Source organism: Streptomyces sp. NPDC037410, assembly GCF_055602235.1.
Map to the genome: position 1 here is coordinate 96,997 of NZ_JBVJWR010000007.1, position 22,276 is coordinate 119,272.

22 protein-coding genes are annotated in these 22,276 nt (G+C 71.2%); 16 read left to right on the forward strand and 6 right to left on the reverse strand.

Going from position 1 to position 22,276, the window contains the following annotated elements:
• Positions 1–145: 145 nt before the first annotated feature.
• Positions 146–628 carry a very short patch repair endonuclease gene (locus ACZ7HT_RS13745; protein WP_471164282.1) on the reverse strand — a complete coding sequence of 161 codons (483 nt, stop codon included), beginning with the start codon at positions 626–628 and terminating at the stop codon, positions 146–148.
• 71 nt (positions 629–699) lie between these two features.
• Complete coding sequence (locus ACZ7HT_RS13750) at positions 700–1,710, reverse strand: hypothetical protein (RefSeq protein ID WP_471164285.1); 1,011 nt, start codon at positions 1,708–1,710, stop codon at positions 700–702.
• Between the two features lie 87 nt (positions 1,711–1,797).
• Between ACZ7HT_RS13750 and ACZ7HT_RS13755 the strand changes: the two genes are divergently transcribed.
• Positions 1,798–2,607 (forward strand): class E sortase, encoded by an 810-nt coding sequence (locus ACZ7HT_RS13755; RefSeq protein WP_471164288.1) that lies wholly within the window; start codon positions 1,798–1,800, stop codon positions 2,605–2,607.
• On the opposite strand, the gene ACZ7HT_RS13760 is transcribed toward ACZ7HT_RS13755, so the two are convergent.
• On the reverse strand, positions 2,543–3,940 hold the full coding sequence (locus ACZ7HT_RS13760; RefSeq protein ID WP_471164292.1) for an MFS transporter: 1,398 nt from the start codon (positions 3,938–3,940) through the stop codon (positions 2,543–2,545). The two genes, ACZ7HT_RS13755 and ACZ7HT_RS13760, sit on opposite strands and share 65 nt — an antisense overlap.
• A gap of 92 nt (positions 3,941–4,032) precedes the next feature.
• Between ACZ7HT_RS13760 and ACZ7HT_RS13765 the strand changes: the two genes are divergently transcribed.
• From ACZ7HT_RS13765 to ACZ7HT_RS13785, 5 genes are all read left to right on the forward strand, one after another.
• Positions 4,033–4,563 (forward strand): winged helix-turn-helix transcriptional regulator, encoded by a 531-nt coding sequence (locus ACZ7HT_RS13765; RefSeq protein WP_471164294.1) that lies wholly within the window; start codon positions 4,033–4,035, stop codon positions 4,561–4,563.
• Between the two features lie 146 nt (positions 4,564–4,709).
• Positions 4,710–5,006: a DUF6412 domain-containing protein gene (locus tag ACZ7HT_RS13770; RefSeq protein WP_471164297.1), complete on the forward strand. Its 297-nt coding sequence runs from the start codon at positions 4,710–4,712 to the stop codon at positions 5,004–5,006.
• A gap of 60 nt (positions 5,007–5,066) precedes the next feature.
• On the forward strand, positions 5,067–5,825 hold the full coding sequence (locus ACZ7HT_RS13775; RefSeq protein WP_471164301.1) for a YidC/Oxa1 family membrane protein insertase: 759 nt from the start codon (positions 5,067–5,069) through the stop codon (positions 5,823–5,825).
• Between the two features lie 137 nt (positions 5,826–5,962).
• Positions 5,963–6,820 (forward strand): fumarylacetoacetate hydrolase family protein, encoded by an 858-nt coding sequence (locus ACZ7HT_RS13780; protein WP_471164304.1) that lies wholly within the window; start codon positions 5,963–5,965, stop codon positions 6,818–6,820.
• A 106-nt stretch (positions 6,821–6,926) separates the two neighbouring features.
• The gene (locus ACZ7HT_RS13785) at positions 6,927–8,513 is read left to right on the forward strand and encodes a choice-of-anchor A family protein (protein WP_471164306.1); all 1,587 of its coding nucleotides are present in this window, start codon (positions 6,927–6,929) and stop codon (positions 8,511–8,513) included.
• A gap of 18 nt (positions 8,514–8,531) precedes the next feature.
• Here the strand turns inward: ACZ7HT_RS13785 and ACZ7HT_RS13790 are convergent, their stop codons facing one another.
• Positions 8,532–9,686 carry a Gfo/Idh/MocA family oxidoreductase gene (locus ACZ7HT_RS13790; RefSeq protein ID WP_471164309.1) on the reverse strand — a complete coding sequence of 385 codons (1,155 nt, stop codon included), beginning with the start codon at positions 9,684–9,686 and terminating at the stop codon, positions 8,532–8,534.
• 56 nt (positions 9,687–9,742) lie between these two features.
• Between ACZ7HT_RS13790 and ACZ7HT_RS13795 the strand changes: the two genes are divergently transcribed.
• The 10 genes from ACZ7HT_RS13795 (at position 9,743) to ACZ7HT_RS13840 (ending at position 19,397) form a co-directional block, all read left to right on the forward strand.
• A complete protein-coding gene (locus ACZ7HT_RS13795) occupies positions 9,743–10,804 on the forward strand; it encodes an ROK family transcriptional regulator (RefSeq protein ID WP_471164312.1) in 1,062 nt (353 codons plus the stop codon).
• A gap of 165 nt (positions 10,805–10,969) precedes the next feature.
• The gene (locus ACZ7HT_RS13800; RefSeq protein ID WP_471164316.1) at positions 10,970–11,857 is read left to right on the forward strand and encodes a hypothetical protein; all 888 of its coding nucleotides are present in this window, start codon (positions 10,970–10,972) and stop codon (positions 11,855–11,857) included.
• 130 nt (positions 11,858–11,987) lie between these two features.
• Positions 11,988–12,746 carry a GntR family transcriptional regulator gene (locus ACZ7HT_RS13805; RefSeq protein ID WP_471164319.1) on the forward strand — a complete coding sequence of 253 codons (759 nt, stop codon included), beginning with the start codon at positions 11,988–11,990 and terminating at the stop codon, positions 12,744–12,746.
• Positions 12,747–12,891: 145 nt separating this feature from the next.
• Entirely contained in the window at positions 12,892–14,013 is a 1,122-nt protein-coding gene (locus ACZ7HT_RS13810) for a TIGR03364 family FAD-dependent oxidoreductase (RefSeq protein ID WP_471164321.1), read from the forward strand.
• Positions 14,010–14,696: a phosphonatase-like hydrolase gene (locus ACZ7HT_RS13815; protein ID WP_471164324.1), complete on the forward strand. Its 687-nt coding sequence runs from the start codon at positions 14,010–14,012 to the stop codon at positions 14,694–14,696. Before ACZ7HT_RS13810 ends, ACZ7HT_RS13815 begins: the two co-directional genes overlap by 4 nt.
• Positions 14,693–15,745, forward strand: coding sequence for an ABC transporter ATP-binding protein (locus ACZ7HT_RS13820; protein ID WP_471164326.1), 1,053 nt, complete (start codon positions 14,693–14,695; stop codon positions 15,743–15,745). The genes ACZ7HT_RS13815 and ACZ7HT_RS13820 overlap by 4 nt, the downstream gene beginning before the upstream one ends.
• A gap of 90 nt (positions 15,746–15,835) precedes the next feature.
• A complete protein-coding gene (locus ACZ7HT_RS13825) occupies positions 15,836–16,636 on the forward strand; it encodes a 2-aminoethylphosphonate ABC transporter permease subunit (protein WP_471164329.1) in 801 nt (266 codons plus the stop codon).
• A complete protein-coding gene (locus ACZ7HT_RS13830; RefSeq protein WP_471164331.1) occupies positions 16,623–17,420 on the forward strand; it encodes an ABC transporter permease in 798 nt (265 codons plus the stop codon). The genes ACZ7HT_RS13825 and ACZ7HT_RS13830 overlap by 14 nt, the downstream gene beginning before the upstream one ends.
• A 23-nt stretch (positions 17,421–17,443) precedes the next feature.
• The gene (locus ACZ7HT_RS13835; RefSeq protein WP_471164333.1) at positions 17,444–18,502 is read left to right on the forward strand and encodes a 2-aminoethylphosphonate ABC transporter substrate-binding protein; all 1,059 of its coding nucleotides are present in this window, start codon (positions 17,444–17,446) and stop codon (positions 18,500–18,502) included.
• Positions 18,503–18,584: 82 nt separating this feature from the next.
• Positions 18,585–19,397: a hypothetical protein gene (locus tag ACZ7HT_RS13840; RefSeq protein ID WP_471164335.1), complete on the forward strand. Its 813-nt coding sequence runs from the start codon at positions 18,585–18,587 to the stop codon at positions 19,395–19,397.
• A gap of 300 nt (positions 19,398–19,697) precedes the next feature.
• On the opposite strand, the gene ACZ7HT_RS13845 is transcribed toward ACZ7HT_RS13840, so the two are convergent.
• Together ACZ7HT_RS13845 and ACZ7HT_RS13850 are read right to left on the reverse strand one after the other, a co-directional pair.
• On the reverse strand, positions 19,698–20,477 hold the full coding sequence (locus ACZ7HT_RS13845) for an HAD-IIA family hydrolase (RefSeq protein ID WP_471164337.1): 780 nt from the start codon (positions 20,475–20,477) through the stop codon (positions 19,698–19,700).
• Positions 20,478–20,520: 43 nt separating this feature from the next.
• Complete coding sequence (locus tag ACZ7HT_RS13850) at positions 20,521–22,083, reverse strand: recombinase family protein (RefSeq protein ID WP_471164339.1); 1,563 nt, start codon at positions 22,081–22,083, stop codon at positions 20,521–20,523.
• Positions 22,084–22,276: the final 193 nt, after the last annotated feature.

Genomic DNA, 22,276 nt, shown 5'->3' on the forward strand with positions numbered 1-22,276 from the left:
CATCTGCTGAGCAGCGTGCCGGCACGTCACCTTCGTTCAAGGTCACACATTATTGGGTGCCCCGGCACATGAAAAAGGGCATCGATCTCACAACTGGTACGGAAGCGATCGATTTGTGGCTGAAATGCGATGGGTGGGCTGACGTTCAGCGCGCTTCTCTGTCACGTTGATCGGCGATACGGCGATCGTAGAGCTTCCTCAGGCGGGCTGCCGCCTGACGAGGGTCCTCGTGCTCCCACACTCTGAGAACGACCCAGCCCGCTTCCTGGAGAAGCCCGTCTGTCTGTCGATCACGCGCCCGGTTCTTCTCGGCCTTCTCCGCCCAGTACTCCGGATTGGTCCGGGAGACGGTGAAGTGTTCAGGGCACGCGTGCCAGAAGCAGCCGTCCATGAATACCGCGATACGTGCCCGACTGAACACAAGGTCGGCGGTGCGCCTGATGGCCGGAATCGGTCGCTCGGAGACGTGGTATCGGAGGCCGAGGGCGTGGGCTGCGCTCCGCAGAGCCAGCTCCGGCTTGGTGTCGCGCCCCTTGTTCGACTGCATGCTCCGGCGAGTCCCCGGGCTCGAAGCCCATGAGCCTTCGGGGAGCTCGGGTACGGAGTCGCCGGTCATCTGATCCCTCATGGTCGAGTATGCCCGCCGCACGATATCGCGGTGTCTCGGATCCAGTCCCCGGCAGGGCCGCCGCCCCGGATCTACTCCTGGGCTTCGCCTCCGTGGCACTCCCCGTAGATCCGGCCCGACCCGCACCAGCACCCCGCCGAGCGCGCCGGCGGCCAAGCCGTAGCGCGGCCCCGGGCTGCCAGGGTCGTGGCGTACTGGGGGAGGAGGTCCGCGTTTGCGGGGGAGGTGGATTCTGAGGCGGCGAAGGCTTCGTAGGAGGGGACTGTGGCTCGGACGATGCCCAGGTTCGGGGTGCCGGCCGCCGACAGTTCTCGGAGGGACGCCTCGATGTCCGTCAGGTGGGCTCGGTACGTGGGGTACTCCGCCTCCAGTTCCGGGTAGGACGCCAGGAGCTCGTCCAGTTCCGGTTCCGGCCAGTGCAGGACCGCGACCGGGAACGGGCGGGAGAGGGCCGTGCGGTACGTGCCCAGTTCCGAGCGGAGGCGGGTGATCTCCGCCTGGAGCTCCGCCGGGTCCGAGGAGCCCAGCGACCACAGGCGCTTCGGGTCGTGCAGTTCGTCAAGGCCCACCGCGCCCGAGTGCAGGTGGTCCGCCCGGTCGTCCCAGGTGTCGTGGTCCAGTGCCAGCATGCGGCGGATGCGGTGGCGCGTGGTGATCAGGGAGCGGGTGGGGTGGGGGAGGTCCTCCGAAGTGGACGTGGCCAGGAGGGTTGTTGCTTCGGTGAGGGTCGACTCTGCTTCTTGCAGTTCGTCGTGTGCCTCCAGCGTCTCCGCCGTGATCTCCCAGGCCGTCGCGTCCGACGGCCTTGCCCGCCTGATGCCGTCGATGATCGCCCGGGCCTCCGCCTCGTGCCCGTACTCCCACAGGTTCGCCGCTTTCAGCGCCCTGATCAGGTGCGGGTTCGCCGGCTCCCCGGCGAGCAGCTCGTCGTACAGGGCCGTCGCGCCCGGGCGGTCTCCCGCCAGTTCCCGGTGGGCCGCGGCCTGGAGGTGGAGGGGCTCCCGGTCTCCCGGGTACTGCGCTGCCGTGCGCAGCAGACGCTCGGCTTCGGTCGTGTGGGCTGCAGGCGTGTCAGGGCGCATGCCCTTCACCGTACTGCTGTACGGGCCTGGAGAGTTGGCGCCTCAGCGCTTATCGTGCCCCGCGTGCGGGCCAGGGTGCGGGAGCGGGTGCCGGTCGTCGTCCAGAGACGAGGACGATCCGGTACGGGCCTCCGCGCGCTGTGGCTGGGCGCCGAAACCTTCGTCACCTGCGGGGTTCTCCTGCTGCTTCTCGTCGTCCATCAACTCTGGTGGACCAATCGGGAGGCCCGCGCCGAGGCCCTCGACCAGGTGCGCGTTCTGGAGAGGGAGTGGGATGTTTCTCCCTCCGATCTCCCGGATGCACTCGATGCGCCCGATGCGCCCGATGCGCCCGGGGTGGAGCCGGGGGCGGAAGCCGGGGGTGCTCCCGAGGCTGGGCGTCAGGCCCTTGGGCCGTCCCGTGTTCCTTCGCGCCCGACCCCGTCGGCCGTCCCCTCCCCCTCCTCCGCCTTCGCCGTCCTCCGTATTCCCCGGCTCGGGATCACCGTTCCCGTCGCCGAAGGCGTCTCCAAGCGGGCCGTGCTCGACAAGGGGTACGTCGGGCACTACCCCGGTACCGGCGGGGCCGGCGCGGTGGGGAACTTCGCTCTCGCCGGGCATCGGAATACGCACGGTGAGCCGTTTCGGTACATCAACCGGCTTGAGGCTGGTGATCAGATTTTCGTGCGCACGCGGGTGCGTACCTTCGTCTATCGCGTCGATCTTGTGTTGCCGGCGACTTCTCCCCGGGACGTGGGGGTCATTCGGGGCGTTCCTCGGTCGATCGTCAAGCCTTCGTATGGGTATCAGGGCCCCGGCGCCTATCTCACGCTCACTACCTGCACCCCCGAGTTCAGTAGCGCCTATCGCCTCGTCGTCTGGGCGAAGCTGGTGTCGACCGGCCCAGTGCGAGCGTGAGTGCCCCGCCTGTCAGCGCCAGCCCCGCCGCTACCAGGAATGCCGTGTCCGGGCCCGTCTTCACCAGGGCCAGGGTCAGGGCCACCCCGGCCGAGGAGCCGATGTAGCGGGCGGTGTTGTTGGCGCCCGAACCCATCGCAGCCTGCTCCGGCGGTACCGAGTCGACCGCGAGGCGCGGCAGCGCCGCGTTCAGGAGACCGCTGCCCGCGCCTGCCACCAGGAGGCCGGGGAGGAGGCGCTGCCACGGGCCTTCCAGGCCGCCCAGGAGGGCGAGGATCCCCGCTGCGGAGAGGGTGAAGCCCACGGCCAGTTGATACGGCGCGGACAACCGGCCTGCCAGTCGGCGGGCCTGCAGCGCTGCTGCGAAGGCCGTGCCCGACCAGAGGAGGAAGAACCCCGCCGCCGTCAGCGGTGACATTCCTGCCCCGCTCTGGAGCAGCGCCGGCACCACGCTGAACAGGCCGATCACCGCCAGGCCCGTGAACAGCGCCCCCAGCGTCGACGCCAGGAACGCCGGCCTTCGCAGCAGCGCCAGGTCGACCATGGGCGTACGGCTCCGGCGCTCGATCGTCACGAACACGGCCGTCAGGGCGGCGGAGGTCAGGAGCAGGAGTCCCACGGAGGGTCGCAGCCAGCCGTCCCGGCCGAGGGTGAGTGCGGTGAGCAGTGCCGCCAGGGTCAGGGCGAGCGTGAGCGCTCCCGCGATGTCGGGGCGTTCCTTTCTCGTCGGCGGCTCGTCCTTCGCCAGCGTCCTCGTCCCCGTCGCCGCGATCACCAGCGCCGCCGCGCCCAGCGTCTCGTACGCCAACCGCCAGTCGACCAGGCTCAGCGCGCCCGCGAGGAGGGGGCCCAGTGCGATGCCCGCGCTGACGGACGCGCCCCAGATCCCGGTGGCCCTGATCCGGTCCCGGCCCGCCGGGTACGCGTGGGCGAGGAGGCCCAGGCTGCCCGCCAGGACGGCCGCGCTCGCCGCGCCCTGCGCGATGCGGGTCAGGGTGAAGGTGAGCGTGGAGCCTGCGAAGGCGCCGAGCGCAGTGGTGAGGCCCAGGGCGAGGGTGCCCAGGAGAAAGATCCGGCGCCTTCCGTGGGCGTCCGCGAGGCTGCCGGTCACCAGGAGGAGGACGGCCAGGCCGAGCGGGGTGCCGTTCAGCAGCCAGGCCTGCGCCGAGGCCGGGGTTCCGAAGGCGGCGGCCATGTCGGGGAGGGTCAGCATCGGGGCCGTGTAGTTCATCAGCGCGACCGCGGTGGCGGCCGCCGTGACGGCGAGGGTCGCCCGGGGGCGGTGCGTGCGGGTGCCCGGCGTGGTGTGGGTCGTGGTGGCCGGCGGGGGCATGGCGGGGTCCTCCACCTGTCAGGTTCGGTGAATGAACCTAACCGTAGCAGCTAGGTTCGTTGACCGAACCTGTGGTGGGTACGATGGGTGCCATGGCTCTCGGCAAGGACTACTCCCAGCAGCAGTGCTCCATCGCCCGCGCCCTGGAGGTCGTCGGCGAACGCTGGACCCTGCTCGTCGTCCGCGACGTCTTCTACGGCGTCCGGCGCTACAACGACTTCCTCGTCCACCTCGGCATCCCCCGCGCCGTCCTCGCCGCCCGCCTCCAGGCCCTCGTCGACGCCGGCGTCCTCGACCGGCGGCGCTACCAGGAGTCGCCCCCGCGCGACGAGTACGTGCTCACCGAGCGCGGCCTCGCCCTCTGGCCCGTCCTGCGCTCGCTGGGGCGGTGGGGGCGCGAGGAGCTGCCCGGCGCCGTGCCCGTGCGGCACTTCCACCACGTCGACTGCGGCACGGAGCTCGGGCCGTACGGCGAGTGCCCGGCCTGCGGGATTCCCGTGGCCCCCGCCGACATCGAGATGCGGCCCGGCGCCGGGGTCGATCCGGATCCCGCCGATCCCGTCAGTCGCGCCCTCCTCCGGCCCCGCCGCCTCCTCGTCCCCCTGGAGCCCGTGAATGCGTGAGCGAGTCCGTGAGCGCATTCGTGAGCGGGGTGGGGAACTTCACGCTGTCCCCGTGCGTCTTCCTCCTGAGAACATCTGAGAAGGTCTGAGAACGTCTGAGACCCTCAACTGAGACGGTCGGCCGGTCGAGAGGAGGTGGTGTCGGGATGTCCGCCAGGGATCTGGTGCTGCGCGTCGTCGCGCCGCTGTTCTTCCTGCTCGCCCTCGTCGACCTGCTCCTCTCCGACGGCGGTGGACTCTCCGCCGCCTTCGCCCTCGCCGCGGCCGGCCTCGTCCTCGCCCTCTTCGGCGCCCGTACGGCTCCTGCCGTGCCGCCCCACGCCGTCCGCACCGCCATACGCGACCGCGAGCGGCGCACCGCCTTCCTGCCCCAGCGCGACCCCGACGCCGCAGGCCGTCGCAGACCCCGCGCTCCCGGCCGTCCCCTCCCGACGGCCGCGTAGAGAGCTCGTACAGCACGTGCAGCAGTAAGCACCTTCGCGGATCCGTCATGCCGAATTTCCATGCCCCGGCACGACGAGACCCCACGGAGGGCTCCCTTGAACGTCTTCGCTTCCCTGGTCGAGCGGCTCGCCGACCTGCTCCAGCCGCTCTTCGCCACCACCGCCACCGCCGCCGCGATCGTCCTCTTCACCCTGCTCGTACGGGCCGCGATCCACCCGCTCTCCCGCGCCGCCGCCCGCGGCCAGAAGGCCCGCACCCGGCTCGCCCCGCAGCTCGCCGAGCTGAGGAAGAAGCACGCCAAGAATCCCGAGCGGATGCAGAAGGCGATCATGGAGCTGCATGCCGAGGAGAAGGTGTCGCCGCTCGCCGGCTGCCTGCCGAGCCTGCTTCAGGCGCCCGCGTTCTTCCTGATGTTCCACCTGTTCTCCAGCGGGCGGATGGCCGGGCACAGCCTCTTCGCCGCCCCGCTCGGCGACCACTACGCCGACGCCCTCGCCGACGGCGGCGTCTTCGGTCCGGCCGGCCTCGTCTACCTCGCCCTCTTCGCGATCGTCGCCGCCGTCGCCACGTACAACTACCTCCGCGCCAAGCGGCAGCAGGGCCTCGCCCCGGCCGTCGAGCCCGGCCAGCCGGGCGCCGCGGTGGCCGCGGGCATGGCCCGCTACCTGCCGCTGCTCTCCTTCGCGACCCTGATCTCCGTCGCGGTCGTGCCGCTCGCCGCCGCGCTCTACATCGTCACGAGCACCGCGTGGACGGCCGTCGAGCGGGCCTTCCTCTACCGGGACATGCCGCAGGCCGCCCTGGTTACTCCCGCGTAAGGGTCCAGTGTGTGAACGGGGTCTTGCAGACTGACCCGTTCTCTCGGAGGATCGACCAATCCTCCGATGGCCGCACTCCATCGGCCGGGGCACCCTCAGGGCCCGTCCGGGCCCACCTCGACCACAAGGAGAAGACCATGAAGCTGCTGCGTGTCGGCCCGCCGGGAGCCGAGCGTCCCGCCCTGCTCGACCAGGACGGAACCCTCCGCGATCTGTCCGCCCTCGTCGACGACATCGACGGCAGTCTGCTCGCCGACGCCTCCGCCCTCGACCGCGTCCGGGGCGCCGCGGCCGCCGGCGTGCTGCCCGTGCTCGACGCGACCGGGCTGCGCGTCGGCCCGCCGGTGGGCCGCATCGGCAAGGTCGTGTGCATCGGGCTGAACTACCACGGCCACGCCGCCGAGACCGGCCAGGCCACCCCCGCCGAGCCCGTCGTCTTCCTCAAAGCCGCCGACACCGTCGTCGGCCCCGACGACACCGTGCTCGTACCGCGCGGCTCGGTGAAGACCGACTGGGAGGTCGAGCTCGCGATCGTCATCGGCCGCACCGCCCGCTACCTGGAGACCGACGAGGAGGCCCTCGCCCACGTCGCCGGATACGCGGTCGCGCACGACGTCTCCGAGCGCGAGTTCCAGATCGAGCGCGGCGGCACCTGGGACAAGGGCAAGAACTGCGAGACCTTCAACCCGCTCGGCCCCTGGCTCGTCACCGCCGACGAGGTCCCGGACCCGCAGGACCTCGCCCTGAAACTGTGGGTCAACGGCGAGCTCAAGCAGGACGGCCACACCTCGGACCAGATCTTCCCGGTCGCGGAGGTCGTCCGGTACGTCAGCCGGTTCATGACCCTGTACCCGGGCGACGTCATCAACACCGGCACGCCCGCCGGCGTCGCCATGGGCCAGCCCGAGCCCAAGCCGTACCTGCGTCCCGGTGACGTCGTCGAGCTGGAGGTCGAGGGCCTCGGCCGGCAGCGGCAGGAGCTCAAGGGCGCCTGACGTCACGGCCTTCGCGTGACCGTACGGGTGTGAAAGCGGCGGCGTTCCGCGTGGAGCGTCGTCGTTTTCGCGCCTGTTTTGCATATTTTCCGATATGGATCGAAATGTGCACGAGCGTCGGCGCGACCGGCGCCGTCTCGCCCTCATCGCCGCGTCCACCGTCGGGGCCACCGCCCTCGTCGGCGCGCTCGCCGTCACCGGCCACGCCGACCCGCTGCCCGGCGGCCTCGGCCCCTGCAAGCCGGGCAACTGCCCCGCGAAGTACCCCGACGACAACGGCAGCGGCCCCGTCGTCTACCGCGACAACAACATCAACGTCTTCGTCGGCGGCGACTTCCTCGTCCGCGAGGCCGCGGCCGAGGCCGAGGGCAAGGTCGTCGTCCTCGGCTCCTTCGACCAGAACAAGAAAGCGGGCGTCTCCGCCGTCTACAACGTCGGCGTCGCCGGCGTCGGCTCGCGCGTCCCGCCCGAGGACGGCACCGACTTCCTCACCGTCGGCAAGAGCATCAAGGTCGCCGACCAGCAGCGCCTGCTCGCCGAGGAGGGCACGGTCCACGGCCTCGTGAAGTACGGGACCACCGTCTCCGGCACGGTCAGCCCGGCCCCGGTCCACCAGGCCACGGCCGCCCACCCCTACCGGCCGCTCCGGGACCAGCTCACCGACGCCAGCCAGTGCTACGCGTACGTGCGCGGAGCCTCCCGCACCCCCACCGGCACCGCCACCAACAACAACTACGAGACCCTCTTCCTGGGTGACGGCACCTCGGCGCTCCAGGTCTTCAACGTCGACTTCGACCTGGAGTCGGCGAGCGGCGGCCAGCAGGGCATCCGCTTCGAGGGCATCCCGGCCTCCGCGACGGTCCTCGTCAACGTCCTCGGCACCGACCGCACCGTCGACTCGTACATCAACCAGCTGCCGGACGGCCTGCGCGAGCGGGTCCTGTGGAACTTCCCCGACGCCACGACGGTCAAGTTCGAGGGCGGGGCCCAGTTCGCGGGCAGCGTGCTCATCGGCAACCAGGACAGTACGACGACGGTGACGATGCCCGGCATGAACGGCCGCTTCTTCACCACGGGCAACCTGACGCATTCCTCGGAGGCCAACGGGGGCGGCGGCCAGGAGATCCACGCCTATCCGTTCAACGGTGACCTGCCGTCGTGTACGGAGGTGACGCCTACGCCGACGGAGCCGACGCCTACGCCGACGGATCCGACTCCTACGCCGACGGAACCTACGCCTACGCCGACGGATCCGACTCCTACGCCGACGGAACCTACGCCTACGCCGACGGATCCGACTCCTACGCCGACGGATCCGACTCCCACTCCGACGGAGCCCACGCCGACTCCGACCGAGCCGACCCCGACTCCCACGGAGCCGACCCCGACACCGACCGAGCCCACCCCCACCCCGACCTACCCCACCCCGACCCCCACGCACTCCGATCACACCACCGGTGGCTGGTCGACCGGTGGGTCGGACGGTGGTGGGTGGACCAGTGGCGGATCGGCCGACGGTGGCGGTGACTCCGGTGGTTACGGCGACTCCGGCGCCAACCACGGGCCCAACGGTGAGCTGCCCGACACCGGCGCCGGTACCGGGAAGATCGTCATGGGTGCCACGGCGGTCGGACTCGCCCTCGGCGGCGGCGCCCTGGTGTTCGTCAGCCGCCGGCGGAGGCGTACGAGCTGAGCAGTCGCCCCGCGTCGGTCACAGCTTCACCAGGATGCCCTCGCGGGCCGAGCGTCGCGCCGCCTCCAGGACGTCGAGGGCGGCGGCCGCCTCGTGCGCGGTGACCGGGTTCTCTCCGGTGCCGCGCACGGCGGCGGCGACGGCCGCGTAGTACGCCGGGTAGTCGCCCGGCAGCGTCTCCACGGGCGTGCCGCCGCCGGTCAGCGGCGACTCCCCGGCGCCGAGCCGGCCCCACAGCTCCTCCGGCTCGGCGCCCCAGACGGTGCCGGGCTCCGGTCGCAGTCCCTCGCGGAGGGCCGCCTCCTGGGGGTCGAGTCCGTACTTCACGAAGCCCGCGCGCTGCCCGAGCACCCGGAAGCGGGGGCCGAGCTGGGCGGTGGTGGCGCTCACGTACAGGTGGGAGCGGACGCCGTTCGCGTGGGTGAGTGCGAGGAACGTGTCGTCGTCGGCCTCGGCCCCCGGCCGGCGCACGTCCGACTCGGCGTACACCGAGACGACCGGGCCGAAGAGCACGAGGGCCTGGTCGACGACGTGGCTGCCCAGGTCGTAAAGGAGACCGCCGATCTCCTCGGGCGCGCCGGACTCCCGCCACCCGCCCTTCAACGCCGGGCGCCACCGCTCGAAGCGGGACTCGAAGCGCTGGACCTCGCCCAGCGCGTCCTCGTCGAGGAGCCGGCGGAGGGTGAGGAAGTCGGCGTCCCAGCGGCGGTTCTGGAAGACCGAGAGCAGCAGGCCGCGCTCCTCGGCGAGGGCGGCGAGCGCACGGGCCTCGGCGGCCGTCGCGGCGAGCGGCTTGTCGACGACGACCGGCAGGCCGGCCTCCAGGGCGGCGGTGGCGACGGCGACGTGGGTCTTGTTGGGGGAGGCGACGACGATCAGGTCGAGGTCGTCGGCACCCTGCTCCCACAGCTCCTCGGGGCGGGCGACGACCCGGACGCCGGGGTGGGCGGCACGGGCCCCGGCGGCCCGCTCGGGGTTGCCGGTGGTGACGGCGGCGAGGACGAGGTCCTCGGCGGCGGCGACCAGCGGGGCGTGGAAGACGGAGCCCGCGAGGCCGTAGCCGACGAGTCCGACGCGGAGCGGGGTGCGGGGGGCGGCGCCTCCCGTGTGCGCGCCGATGCCCGTCGTGCCAGTGCCAGTGCCAGTGCCGGAGCCGGAGTCAGTGCCAGTCATGCCGTCCACTTAAGCAACGCTGTTGCCAAAGTGCAAGCGACAGCCACAATGGGGGAGTGAAGAAGGAAGCCGTGGGAGTGAACGTGCCCGCACTGCGCAGCCACAACGCCGCGCTCGTGCTCGACCTGCTGCGCACGGCGGGGGAGACCGGGATCAGCCGCCTGGAGCTGGCCGAGCGGACCGGGCTCACCCCGCAGGCCGTCAGCAAGATCACCGCGCGGCTCCGGGCCGAGGGCCTCGCCACGGAGGCCGGCCACCGCGCCTCGACCGGCGGCAAGCCCCGCACGGTCCTGCGCCTGGTGCCCTCCGCCGCGTACGCCGTCGGCGTCCACCTCGACCGCGACGAACTGACCGCCCTCCTCACCGACCTCGCGGGCACGGTCGTGGCCCTGCGCCGCCGCCCCGTGGACCTGGGCGCCGGGGCGGGACCGGTCCTGGACGCGGTGACGGAGGAGGTACGGGCGCTGCTCGCCGACCCGCCCGGATCCGTCCTCGGCGTCGGCCTCGCCATGCCCGGCCCCCTGGACCACCGCGCCGGGGTGCCCGGCCGGGTGACGGGCTTCCCCGCGTGGGACGGCCATCCCGTACGGGACGAGCTGGCGGCGCGCCTCGGGCTGCCCGTCGTCCTCGACAAGGACACCAACGCCGCCGCCCTCGGCCTCGCCCTGCGCCCCGCCGCCCCCGGCTCCTTCGCCTACGTCCACCTCGGTACGGGTCTCGGCGCCGGACTCGTCCTCGGCGGCGCGCCGCTGCGCGGGGACAGGACCGGGGCGGGCGAGCTCGGCCACCAGACCGTCCAGCTCGACGGGCCGCCGTGCGGCTGCGGCGGGCGCGGCTGTCTGGAGGTCCTGTGCCTGGCGGCCGTCGCGCGCGGCGAACTCGCCGAGGCCGCGCGGATCCTGGGCGCGGGCGCGGCCAACCTCGTACGGCTCCTCGACATCGACCAGGTCCTCCTGGGCGGCCGGGTGGTGCTCGCCGCGCCGGAGGTGTTCGCGGAGGGGGTACGGGAGGTGCTGACCGGCCTCGGTCTGACGTCCCCGGTGGGCCTCGCGACCGGGCGGGACGCCGTCGCGGAGGGCGCGGCGTGGCTGACCCTCGCGCCAGTGTTCGGAGAATAGCCGATGTTCGGGAAATAAAGGACAACCCGACCATCGGAAAGTACGCCGATCGGGTTGATGTCGTGGGCCCGCCGGGGGCGCCCCCGGTGTCGCTGCCCCGCCCGCCTCCTCCCGCGTGGCAGCGTCGCCGCCGTCCCCATGCCCGCGACCAGTGAAGGCACGCCCATGGCCCCCGCCCCCCTGCGTCTGCACGCCGTCCGCGCCGTGACCGTGGCCGCCGCCGCTGCGGCCCCCCTCGTGATCGCCGCCCCGGCCCCCGCCGCCCCCGCCCCCGACCCGCCCGCCCCCGTCTGCGGCACCCCCGACGGCGGCGGCTTCCCGCTGGACACCCGGATCCACGGCGGACCGGTCGGCTTTCCTGCGGGCGGCCCCTTCCAGGAGCTGAAGCTCGACCTCACCAACACCACCGACGCCCCGTGCTCGGGCGTCCATCCGGTGCTCGTCCTCACCGACCGCGACCGGGCCCTGCGCCCGGAGCAGATCCGGTTCGAGTTCTACGACGTCGGGTCGGCGCGCTGGCATCCGGTGTCCTTCGAGCCGACCGAGGACGCCGAGAACGTGGGCGTGTTCACCGGCCCGGACGGCTCCGGCGGCTTCGGTGGCTTCTCGGTGCCGGCGGGCCGGACCCTCACCGTCCCCGTACGCCTGACGTTCGATCCGGAGACGGCGCCCGACGAGGTCGTCGTCAACGCGGCGGTCGTCCAGCGCCGGGGCGAGGACGGCGACTGGGTCGGCGAGTCCGGCGACTACCTCCTGACCGTGGGCCCCGCCGCGCCCGGCACCCCCACCGCACCTGACGCACCCCGCGCGCCCGACCCGTCCGCGTCGCCCGGCAAGGAGGCCCGCCCGCCGGCCCCCGCCGCGCCGACCGCCGTCGGCCCGGACGCCGCCGGAGACACCGAGGACGTCGAGGACGCCGAAGAGGCGCGTGAACTGGCCAGCACCGGAGGGGAGTCCGAGGCCCGCGCGCGGGCCCTCGCCCCGGTCGCCGCAGGACTGCTCTTGCTCGGCGCGGCGCTCGTCTGGGCCGCCCGCCGCCCCCGGCGCCGCTGAGCCGCCGCCCCCACCCGCGGCCGTACTCGTACCCCGGCACCGCTGACCGTCCTGGGCCCCGGAACCCCCGGAACCCCCGAGTCATGCTCCGTACACCTTCCCGTTCATCCCGGTCTGCGACCATCCCCTGATGAACTACCAGACCAGCCCCGGCGCCCCCGTCCGCTCCGGCATCCCCGAGCACGGCCGCGTCCCCAAGTACTACGCCGTCAAGGCGAAGATCGCCCTGATGGTCGACGAGCTGGGGGAGGGCGGGCTGCTGCCGACCGAGCGCGATCTCGCCGTCCGGTACGAGGTGTCCCGCGAGACCGTCCGGCAGGCGCTGCGCGAACTCCTCCTGGAGGGGCGGCTGCGTCGCCAGGGCCGGGGCACGGTCGTCGCGGGACCCAAGCTGGAGCAGCCCCTCTCGCTCGCCAGCTACACGGAGGGCGTGCGCCGCCAGGGCCGCCGTCCCGGCCGCAGCCTGATCTCGCTGGACCGCTTCCCCTGCCCGGAGGCGCTCGCCCCCGAGGTCGGCGCCGAACGCGGCGAGCCCGTCTGGCACATGGAGCGGGTGCTGCTCGCCGACGACGAGCGGGTCGGCCTGGAGAGCACGTACGTCTCCGAGGCCCGCGCCCCGCGCCTGGACACCGAGTTCGACCCGGACTCCTCCTTCTACGCCTATCTCCACGACAAGCTCGGCATCTCCTTCGGCGACGCCGACGAGCGCATCGAGACCGTCCTCGCGACCCCGCGCGAGGCCCTGCTCATCGGCACGCCGCCGGCGCTGCCGATGCTGCTGATCCACCGCGTCTCCCGGGACACCGCGGGGCGGCCCCTGGAGCGGGTGCGGACGCTCTACCGGGGGGACCGGTTCAGCTTCACCACCCATCTGGGGCAGCAGAACTGACACGAACGGACACGAACCGACACCGGGACTCACTCTTCATGGATAACGGAACGATAACGGGTCTGGTCCAAGCTTGTCGGTCCGTTCACCGTCCCGTCGCCCACCGGATCCGTCCGGTCCACCCGTCCCCGCGACCGTCGACGTCATGAAGGTGATCGTCGTAGGAGCCGGCGTGGTGGGAACCATGCACGCCTGGCACGCAGTGGAACGCGGCCACGAGGTCGTACACATCGAGCGCGAGGCCGAGGCGCGCGGGGCTTCCCTCCGCAACTTCGGCCAGATCTGGGTGAGCGGACGGGCCGGCGGGGAGGAGCTCGACACGGCCCTCCGCGCCCGCGACCTCTGGGAGGGCATCGGCGCCCGCGTCCCGGGCCTGGGCTTCCGGGCCATCGGCTCGCTCACCCCCGTACGGAACGAGCTCGAACTCGCCGTCGCCGAGGCCGCCGTGGCCCGCCCCGACGCCGCCGCCCGCGGCTACAAGCTGCTCACGGCCGCAGAGGCGCGCGCGGTCAACCCGGCCCTGCGCGGCGCGTTCGAGGCGGCGCTCTCCTGCGAGCGGGACGCGGCCGTCGAGCCGCGCCTCGCCCAGCTCGCCCTCCGCGAGGCCCTCCTCGCCACCGGCCGCTACACGTTCCTCCCGAACCGCGAAGTCCGGGACGTCGTCGGCGAGAACGCCGTCCGCGACGACCGGGGCGAGACCCACACCGGCGACGCCGTCGTCCTGTGCACCGGCGCCTGGCTCTCCGGCCTCGTCCGCGAGGTCGCCGGCGAGATACCGGTCCGCCGCGTCCGGCTCCAGATGATGCAGACCGCACCCCTCGGCGAGCCGCTCACCACCTCCGTCGCCGACGCGGACTCCTTCCGCTACTACCCGGCGTACGCGTCCCCCGCCCTCGACGCCCTCAACGAGGGCCAGGCGCAGGACCCGACCGCCGCCGCCCACAGGATGCAGCTGCTCATGGTGCAGCGCCTCGACGGCGGACTGACCATCGGCGACACCCACGAGTACGAGCACCCCTTCGCCTTCGACACCCTCGAAGACCCCTACGAGCACCTCACCCGCGTCGTCGAGTCCTTCCTCGGCCGCCCGCTGCCGAAGATCCGGCGCCGCTGGGCCGGGGTGTACGCGCAGTGCGTCGACACCAGCCGGGTCGTGCACCGCCAGCGGGTCCGCGACGGCGTGTGGCTGGTGACGGGACCCGGCGGCCGCGGCATGACCTGCTCGCCCGCCATCGCCGAGACGACCGCGAACGAACTGGGCTGGTGAAGACCGTGAACAAGCAGAACCTCGTCGTCCTCGACATGGCCGGCACCACCGTCGCCGACGGCGGCCTCGTCGAGCAGGCCTTCACGGCCGCCGCCGAACGCCTCGGCGAAGACCCCGCCACGATGATCGACTACGTCCGCGCCACCATGGGCGAGTCCAAGATCTCCGTCTTCCGCCACCTCTTCGGCGGCGACGAGCCCCGTGCACAGCAGGCCAACCTCGCCTTCGAGGCGGCGTACGGAGAGCTGGTCGCCGGCGGCCTGATCGCCCCGGTCCCCGGCGCCGCCGAGGCCATCGCGCAGCTGAAGGAGCAGGGCCGGACGGTCGTCCTCACCACCGGCTTCGCCCGCGTCACGCAGGACGCCATCCTCGACGCCCTCGGCTGGCGGGACCTCGTCGAGCTGACCCTCTGCCCGGCGGACGCCGGCGGCCGCGGCCGCCCCTACCCGGACATGGTCCTCGCCGCCTTCCTCCGCACCGGCGTGGTGGACGACGTCCGCCAGACGGTGGTCGCCGGCGACACCTCGTACGACATGCTCAGCGGCGTCCGCTCCGGTGCCGGGATCGTCGCGGGCGTCCTGACCGGCGCGCACGACGAGCCCGCCCTCAAGGAGCACGGCGCCACGCACGTCCTCGCCTCCGTCGCGGAACTCCCCTCCCTGATCAAGGCGTTCGAGGCATGACCAGTGGCATCCGCTTCGACGCCGTCACCGTCACGTACGGCAGCAACACCGTCCTCGACCACCTCGACCTGACCGTCGAGCCCGGCGAGGTCATGGCCCTCCTCGGCCCCTCCGGCTCCGGCAAGACGACCGCCCTGCGGGCCGTCGCCGGATTCGTCCGGCCGGCCTCCGGACGGGTGCTCATCGGCGACCGCGACGTCACCGCGCTCCCGCCGTACAAGCGGGGCATCGGCATGGTCGTCCAGCAGTACGCGCTCTTCCCCCACCTGAGGGTGGACGCCAACGTGGCCTTCGGCCTGAAGGCGCAGAAGGTGCCGAAGGGCGAGATCCCCGGGCGGGTCGCCGAAGCCCTGGAGATGACCGGCATGGCGGCCTACGCCCAGCGCTACCCCCGGGAGCTCTCCGGCGGCCAGCAGCAGCGCGTCGCCATCGCCCGCGCCCTCGCCATCCGCCCGAACGTCCTCCTCCTCGACGAGCCGCTCTCCGCGCTCGACGCCCAGCTGCGCTCCGGGATGCTCGCCGAACTGGCCCGGCTCCACCGCGAACTCCCCGACGTGTCGATCCTGTACGTCACCCACGACCAGGTCGAGGCGCTGACCCTCGCCGACCGGATCGCCGTCATGGACAAGGCCCGGCTCCAGGACTGCGGAACCCCGCAGGAGCTGTACCGGCGGCCCCGCACGGAGTTCACGGCGTCGTTCGTCGGCAACGCGAACCTGCTGCCGGTGACGGTGGGGGCGGGCGGGGTCTCCTTCGAGGGCGTCGCCCTCGACGTCCCCGCCTCCGAGGCCGCGCCCGGCTCCACCGCCACCCTCTGCGTGCGGCCGCACCTCGTCGGCCTCGGTCCCGGGCCGAACGCCCTGAGCGGCCGCATCACCGAGGTCCAGTGGCGCGGCTCCACGCACCGGCTGTACGTGGAAGTCGGCGGGCATCGCGTCAAGGCGGACGTACGGGAGCTGCGGGAGACGCCTCCGCTGGGGGCCGGGGTGACGGTGCACTTCGCGCGGGAGGACGCCGTGCTGCTGGCCGCGGGGGTCAGCGATGGCTGAGGGCCTCATCGAACGGCGGCCCGCACCGGGGGTTGTGCCCACCCTCCCCCAGACTCCGTCCGGGAGGGACCCCCACGCCCGGCGGAACGCATGCCCACAACCGGCTGGATATGGGCCCTTCCCCCCGTCGCCGTTCTCGCGGTCGTCTTCCTCTACCCCCTCGCCCTCGTCGTCCAGGAGTCGTTCGCCCCCGGTGCGTACGCCCAGGTGTTCGCGTCCGCTTCCTTCCGGGAGGCGCTCGTCACCACCGTGTGGCTGGCCGTCGCCGCCACCGTCGGGTGTCTCGTCCTCGGCTTCGTCCTCGCGCTGGTGATCGCGTTCGTGCCCTTCCCCGGCGGGAAGGCGGTGTCGAAGTTCATCGACGTCTTCCTCTCCTTCCCGTCCTTCCTGATCACGCTCGCCCTGCTGTTCCTGTACGGCACGGTCGGCATGGCCAACGGGATCTGGACGGACGTCACCGGCGACCCGGCCGGGCCGTTCCGGTTCCTCACCACCCCGTGGGGCGTCCTCCTCGCCGAGATCACGTACTTCACGCCGTTCGTGATGCGCCCGCTCCTGGCCGCGTTCTCGCAGCTGGAGACCGCGCAGCTGGAGGTGGCGTCCTCGCTGGGCGCCCGGCCGCTGCGGATCGTCCGGCAGGTGATCCTGCCCGAGGCGCTGCCCGCGCTCGCCGCCGGCGGCAGCCTCGTCCTCGTCATGTGCCTCAACGAGTTCGGGATCGTCCTCTTCACCGGCGCCAAGGGCGTCACGACCCTCCCGATGCTCGTCTACAGCAAGGCGATCCTCGAATCCGACTACGCCGCCGCCTGCGTCGTCGCCGTCGTCAACGTCGCCCTCTCGGTCGGCCTGTACGTCCTCTACCGGGGGGTGAGCCGCCGTGCTGGTGCATAGCCGTACGGGAAGGTGGACGGCCTGGGCGCTGTTCGCGGTCCTCTTCGTCCCGCTCTTCGCCCTGCCCCTCCTCGTCATCCTCGCCGCCTCGTTCTCCACGCACTGGTCCGGCGCCTTCCCCTCCGGACCCACCACCGTCCACTACACGGCGGCCGTGCGCGGGGAGCCCCTCCAGGCGCTCACCACCAGCCTGGTCACGGCCGTCACCGCGAGCGTGGTCGCGCTGACCGTCGGCACCTGGGCCGCGCTCGCCGCCGCCGCGCTCGGCAGGAAGGGCAAGAGGGTCCTCGACGCCCTGTTCGTGCTGCCGGTCGCCGTGCCGTCCGTGGTCGTCGGCCTCGCCGTCCTGGTCGCCTTCTCGCAGCCGCCGATGCTCCTCAACGGCACCCGCTGGATCGTGATCCTCGCGCACACCGTCCTCGTCACGGCCTTCGCCCACCAGTCGGTCTCGGCCGCGCTGCGGCGCCTGGACCCGATGTACGAGCAGGCGGCGGCCAGTCTCGGCGCCCGCCCCTCGTACGTACTGCTCCGGGTGAAGCTGCCGCTCCTGCTGCCGTCGCTGACCGCGGCGGCCGGGCTCTGCTTCGCCCTGTCCATGGGCGAGCTCAGCGCCACGATGATGCTCTACCCGCCGGACTGGATGCCGCTGCCGGTGCTCATCTTCACCGCCACGGACCGCGGCTCCCTGTTCACCGGCTCGGCGCTCGCCGTGCTCCTCATGGCCGCGACGCTCCTCGCCCTGCTCGCCGTCTCCCGTATCCGTACCAGAGCGTCCTACCGCTAGTCACCTCAGGAGAGAACAACGTCATGCGTACGTACGCCAAGCCGGTCGCCGCCGTCACCGGCGCCCTCGTCCTCGCCGCCACCCTCACCGCCTGCGGAGGCTCCTCCGACGCCGCCGACGAGAAGGTCGTGACCGTCTACAGCGCCGACGGCCTCAAGGGCGAGGCGGGCGACGGCTGGTACGACAAGGTCTTCGCCGACTTCGAGAAGCAGACCGGCATCAAGGTCAAGTACGTCGAGGGCGGCTCCGGCGAGATGGTGCAGCGCGCCCTCCGCGAGAAGAGCAACACCCAGGCCGACGTCCTCGTCACCCTGCCGCCCTTCATCCAGCAGGCCGGTTCGAAGGGCCTGCTCCAGTCGTACGAGCCGAAGGGCGCCGACCAGGTCGACGGCGCCGACAAGTCCGGCGACGGCAGCTGGACGTCCGTCGTCAACAACTACTTCGGCTTCGTCCACGACAAGAAGGAGCTCCCCGCCGCCCCGAAGACCTGGGAGGAGCTGCTCGACGCGAAGTACAAGGACAAGCTGCAGTACTCCACCCCCGGCGTCGCGGGCGACGGCACCGCCGTCCTCATCAAGGCGATGCACGACTTCGGCGGCAAGGAGCCGGCGATGGAGTACCTGAAGAAGCTCCAGGCCAACAACGTCGGCCCGTCCTCCTCCACCTCCAAGCTCGCCCCCAAGGTCGACAAGGGCGAACTCCTCGTCGCCAACGGCGACGTCCAGATGAACTTCGCCCAGGCCAAGTCCATGCCGAACCTCGGCATCTGGTTCCCCGCGAAGGACGGCGGCAGGCCCACCACCTTCGCCCTGCCGTACGCGGCCGGCCTGGTGAACAAGGCCCCGCACACCGAGAACGGCAAGAAGCTCCTCGACTTCATGCTCAGCGAAGGCGCCCAGCGCGAGGTCAGCGCCGTCGGCGGCGGCTTCCCGGCCCGCAAGGACGTCAAGACCACCGACGCCAACGCCATCGAACTGGCCAAGCTGATGGAGGGCGTCGAGGTCTTCGAGCCGGACTGGGCGGACATCGACAAGAACCTGACGGCGTACGTCGACGCGTGGAAGTCCGCGACCGGAAGCTGAAGGTAACGGGTCTGGTCCAAGGCTCCGGTGTGGAGGGCGTGCGCCGGAGCCTCTCGAACATCCGGGCGATATTCTCGCCCATGTGACGACGCTGAACCGCCTCTCGCTGGGCTTTCTCCCTGCGGTCTCCTTCGACCAGGCCTATGGCGACCAGGAGCTTCGTGCTGCCGTGAACAGGCTGGTCGAGCACGGCGACTGGGGTCCGGCCCGCGATCTTCTGCTGGCGAGCGGCAGCGACTGGGCGCTGAAGGACCACCGGGTGCAGTACCTGTCCCTTCGCGCGGCGGGAAACCCGGTTCTGCGGGAGTGGGTCGAAGCGGACCGGGAGAGCGGCGATCCACTGACCGTTCTCTCGCGCGCGGAAATCATACGCGGGTGGACCGCCCGGGGTGGGAGGAGGGCGAAGTACGTCCCCAAGGACGCCTGGCCGACTTTCTTCGGCGCCTTGGCCCACGCGGACGACCTCGCCGCGCAGGCGAGTGAGCGGGCACCGCTCGACCCCACGCCGCTGGCGACCGCCGTGCAGATAGCGCGCGGGCTGTCGCTGCCGCGAAGAGAATTCGATGCCCGATGGGAGTCGTTGACCGCTCGCGATCCCCTGCACCGGACAGGGCACCGCCATGCTCTGCAGTACCTGTGCGCCAAGTGGAGCGGCTCCCACAAGGAGATGTTCCGCTTCGCCCGGAACGCGGCCGAGCAGGCTCCGGCGGGTCACCCACTCGTGGTGCTGCCGATGGTCGCCCAACTGGAGATGCGTCTGGCGAAGGGCAATGAGGGGACGGGATCAGGGCGCTTCGGAACGGATCTGGCCCGAGTCCGGGAACGTTGGAGCGAGGCGGAGCGGCAGCAACACCGCGCATTGTCGAGGATCACGCACTGCTCGCCCTCTACCTGAGCCTTCTGGGGCGTCGCCCCGAGGCCGCCGCCCATTTCAGGGCCATGGGCAGACATGCGTCCACCGAAGGATGGGTGTACGACAGTCTGGTACCTCGGTGGGCGTTCCTGAGGGCGCGTGCGGTCGCCCTGCGCTCGGCGGACGGCAACCAGAGGTCATGAGTTCAGCGTCGCCGTCCCGCCCTGCGCCGACAACCGGTACTGGACGATCGACGGGGTCGAGATCAGCACATCCTGATGACGCTGGGGGCGTCGCCACGGCGCTGTCGCGGCGCCCCCCTGACCAAGCCCGACGTCTTCCTCAGACCAGGTCGACGATGTCCGCGATCGAGTCCACGACCTTGGTCGGCCGGTACGGGAAACGCTCGATGTCCCCCGCTGCGGTCAGCCCCGTGAGCACGAGGAAGGTCTGCATACCGGCCTCCAGGCCTGCAAGGATGTCCGTGTCCATACGGTCTCCGATCATGGCGGAGCTCTCGGAGTGCGCCCCGATGACGTTCAGGCCCGTGCGCATCATCAGCGGGTTCGGCTTACCCACGAAGTACGGCTCCTTACCCGTCGCCTTCGTGATCAGGGCGGCGACAGAGCCGGTGGCAGGAAGAGGGCCCTGGGGCGACGGGCCGGTGTTGTCCGGGTTGGTGCAGATGAATCGGGCGCCGCTCTCGATCAGCCGGATCGCCTTCGTCAGCGCCTCGAACGAGTAGGTTCGCGTTTCACCCAAGATCACGAAATCGGGTTCAAGGTCGGTCATGACATAACCCGCATCGTGCAGCGCGGTCGTCAGGCCGGCCTCGCCGATGACGTAGGCCGTACCACCAGGGTGCTGGCTCTCGAGGAAGCTGGCCGTGGCGAGCGCCGATGTCCAGATGTTCTCGACGGGCACGTCGAGCCCGATCCGGTTCAGTCGGGCGTGAAGATCGCGTGCCGTGTAGATCGAGTTGTTCGTGAGGACCAGGAAGGGCTTGCCCGACGCGCGCAGCTTCTTGATGAATGCATCGGCTCCGGGTACTGGCACACCCTCGTGCATGAGCACCCCGTCCATGTCGGTGAGCCATGATTCGATGGGCTTGCGTTCTGTCATGGTGGAGGGCTCCTGCCGTACGCGGACTCCTGAGACGACCATGCTATGCATCTGGCGCCATCGGGTCCGGCACGTCTCGCCCCCCGGGATGCGGGACCCCCGATGGCATGTGCCTCCAGACGATCTCGACGAGTTCGGGGCGGAACATGCCTCGCTGCGCACCGCCCTTGCCTGCGCCGCTGATCACGACGGACTCGATGCTCCGCTGGATCTCCTGCCGCTTCATGTCCACCGTGTAGCTCTCCCACTCGCGGACGATGCGGGCGGCGGCGGAGCCCGCACGGCCAGGGGGGAGAGTCAGCCTGGACGCCTTCTCCCTGGCCTCCCTCTCCTTCTCCTCAAGGCGACGGATCTCACGGGCGAACTCTGACAGCGACAGCAGGTCGTCGGCTCGGAGCTGACGGGCCTCGGCCTTGTCGGCCTCGATCTGATTCAGCGTCGCCTTCGCTTGCGCCGCCTGAAGGTCTTCTTCTCCGGCCGACTGCGTATCGCGTGCCTGCTTGTTGAGGTTGTCGAGAAGAATCTTCTCGACGTGTTCCTCAATCGGGGGACCGCTTCGGGACAGCTTGCCGCACCCTCCATCGGCAACACGGCAGTAGTAGTAATACCCGTGCCTCTCGTAGCTGGTGGTGCCCCGCTGGTACACGCCGGAGGACAGGCCGCTTCCGCACTTCGCGCAACGTGCGATGCCGGTGAGGAGCCGCTTGGTGACCGTGCTCCCCTTCTTGCGGCCTCGTCCTCCGTTCCTACGGGAGTCCAGTGCGTCGACCAGCTCGTTCCACTCGTCGGGCGTGAAGATCGCCTCCCATTGGCCGACGACTGGAGTGCCGTCCGTGCGCTCGACAAGATACTCGGCAGGGTCCACTCGGCCGGATCGATCGCGGACCTGCTGCGGGATGTAAGCACGGTATCCGCACAGACGGGGGTTCCTCAGTACGTACCGGACACTGGTGTAACCGATGGTCTTTCCCTCTGGAGTCTGAGGACTGCGCACGCCCGATGCCGCCCAGTCCCTGTGGATGGTGGCAAGCGTCGCGCCCTTGAGTACGTCCGCTCCTGCCTTTCGGAGGAGTTCCGCCTCCCGCTCGTCGACGTGTACCGCGTCCTTCCACCCGAAGGCGCGTTGACCCTTGTGCGGCCTCCCAGCGGTGGCTTCGGCCAGCTTCTGCCGGGCGACGCGATGTGCCGCGTCCGCCGAGAACTTGTTCGCGATCGTCACGTAGATGCGGGCCTGGAAGCGGCCATCCACGGTGGTCAGGTCGTAGTCGCCCGCCGTGGTGGCGAAGACCAGAGGATGGTGGGTCTGCTCGTAGATGTCGATGAGACGCTCGAGGTCCCGCGGCTGTCGGGCGACGCGATCGATATTGCAGGCGAGGATGCCATTGATCACGCCTTTCCCGAGGTCGAGGACCATCTCCTCGAAGTCCTTGCGCTTGACACGCCGCTTGTAGGCCGAGGTGTCGTTGTCCTCGTAGAAGCGGTGCACCTCGTAGCCCTTGAGCTTGGCGAGGTCGTATACGTCCTCACGCTGGCGGACGAGGCCGTCGCGTCCGTCGCCCATCTGCCCGATGTCCGAGATCCGGATGTACCCACCGACCTTGAGCATGTGTGCCCCCACCTGCCAGTCTGCTTCTTTCGAGGTGGGTCGACCGTATGTGTTTTGTGCGTGCGGGGAGTGTGCGGACGTACTGGTTCACTCGATCGAGACGGTTTACTGATCAACTACGGCACCAGTGGCCGACCCCCTGCGGATGCGAGAAGCGCCGATCCGGGTGACCCTGCCAGTATCAGGAGGTCAC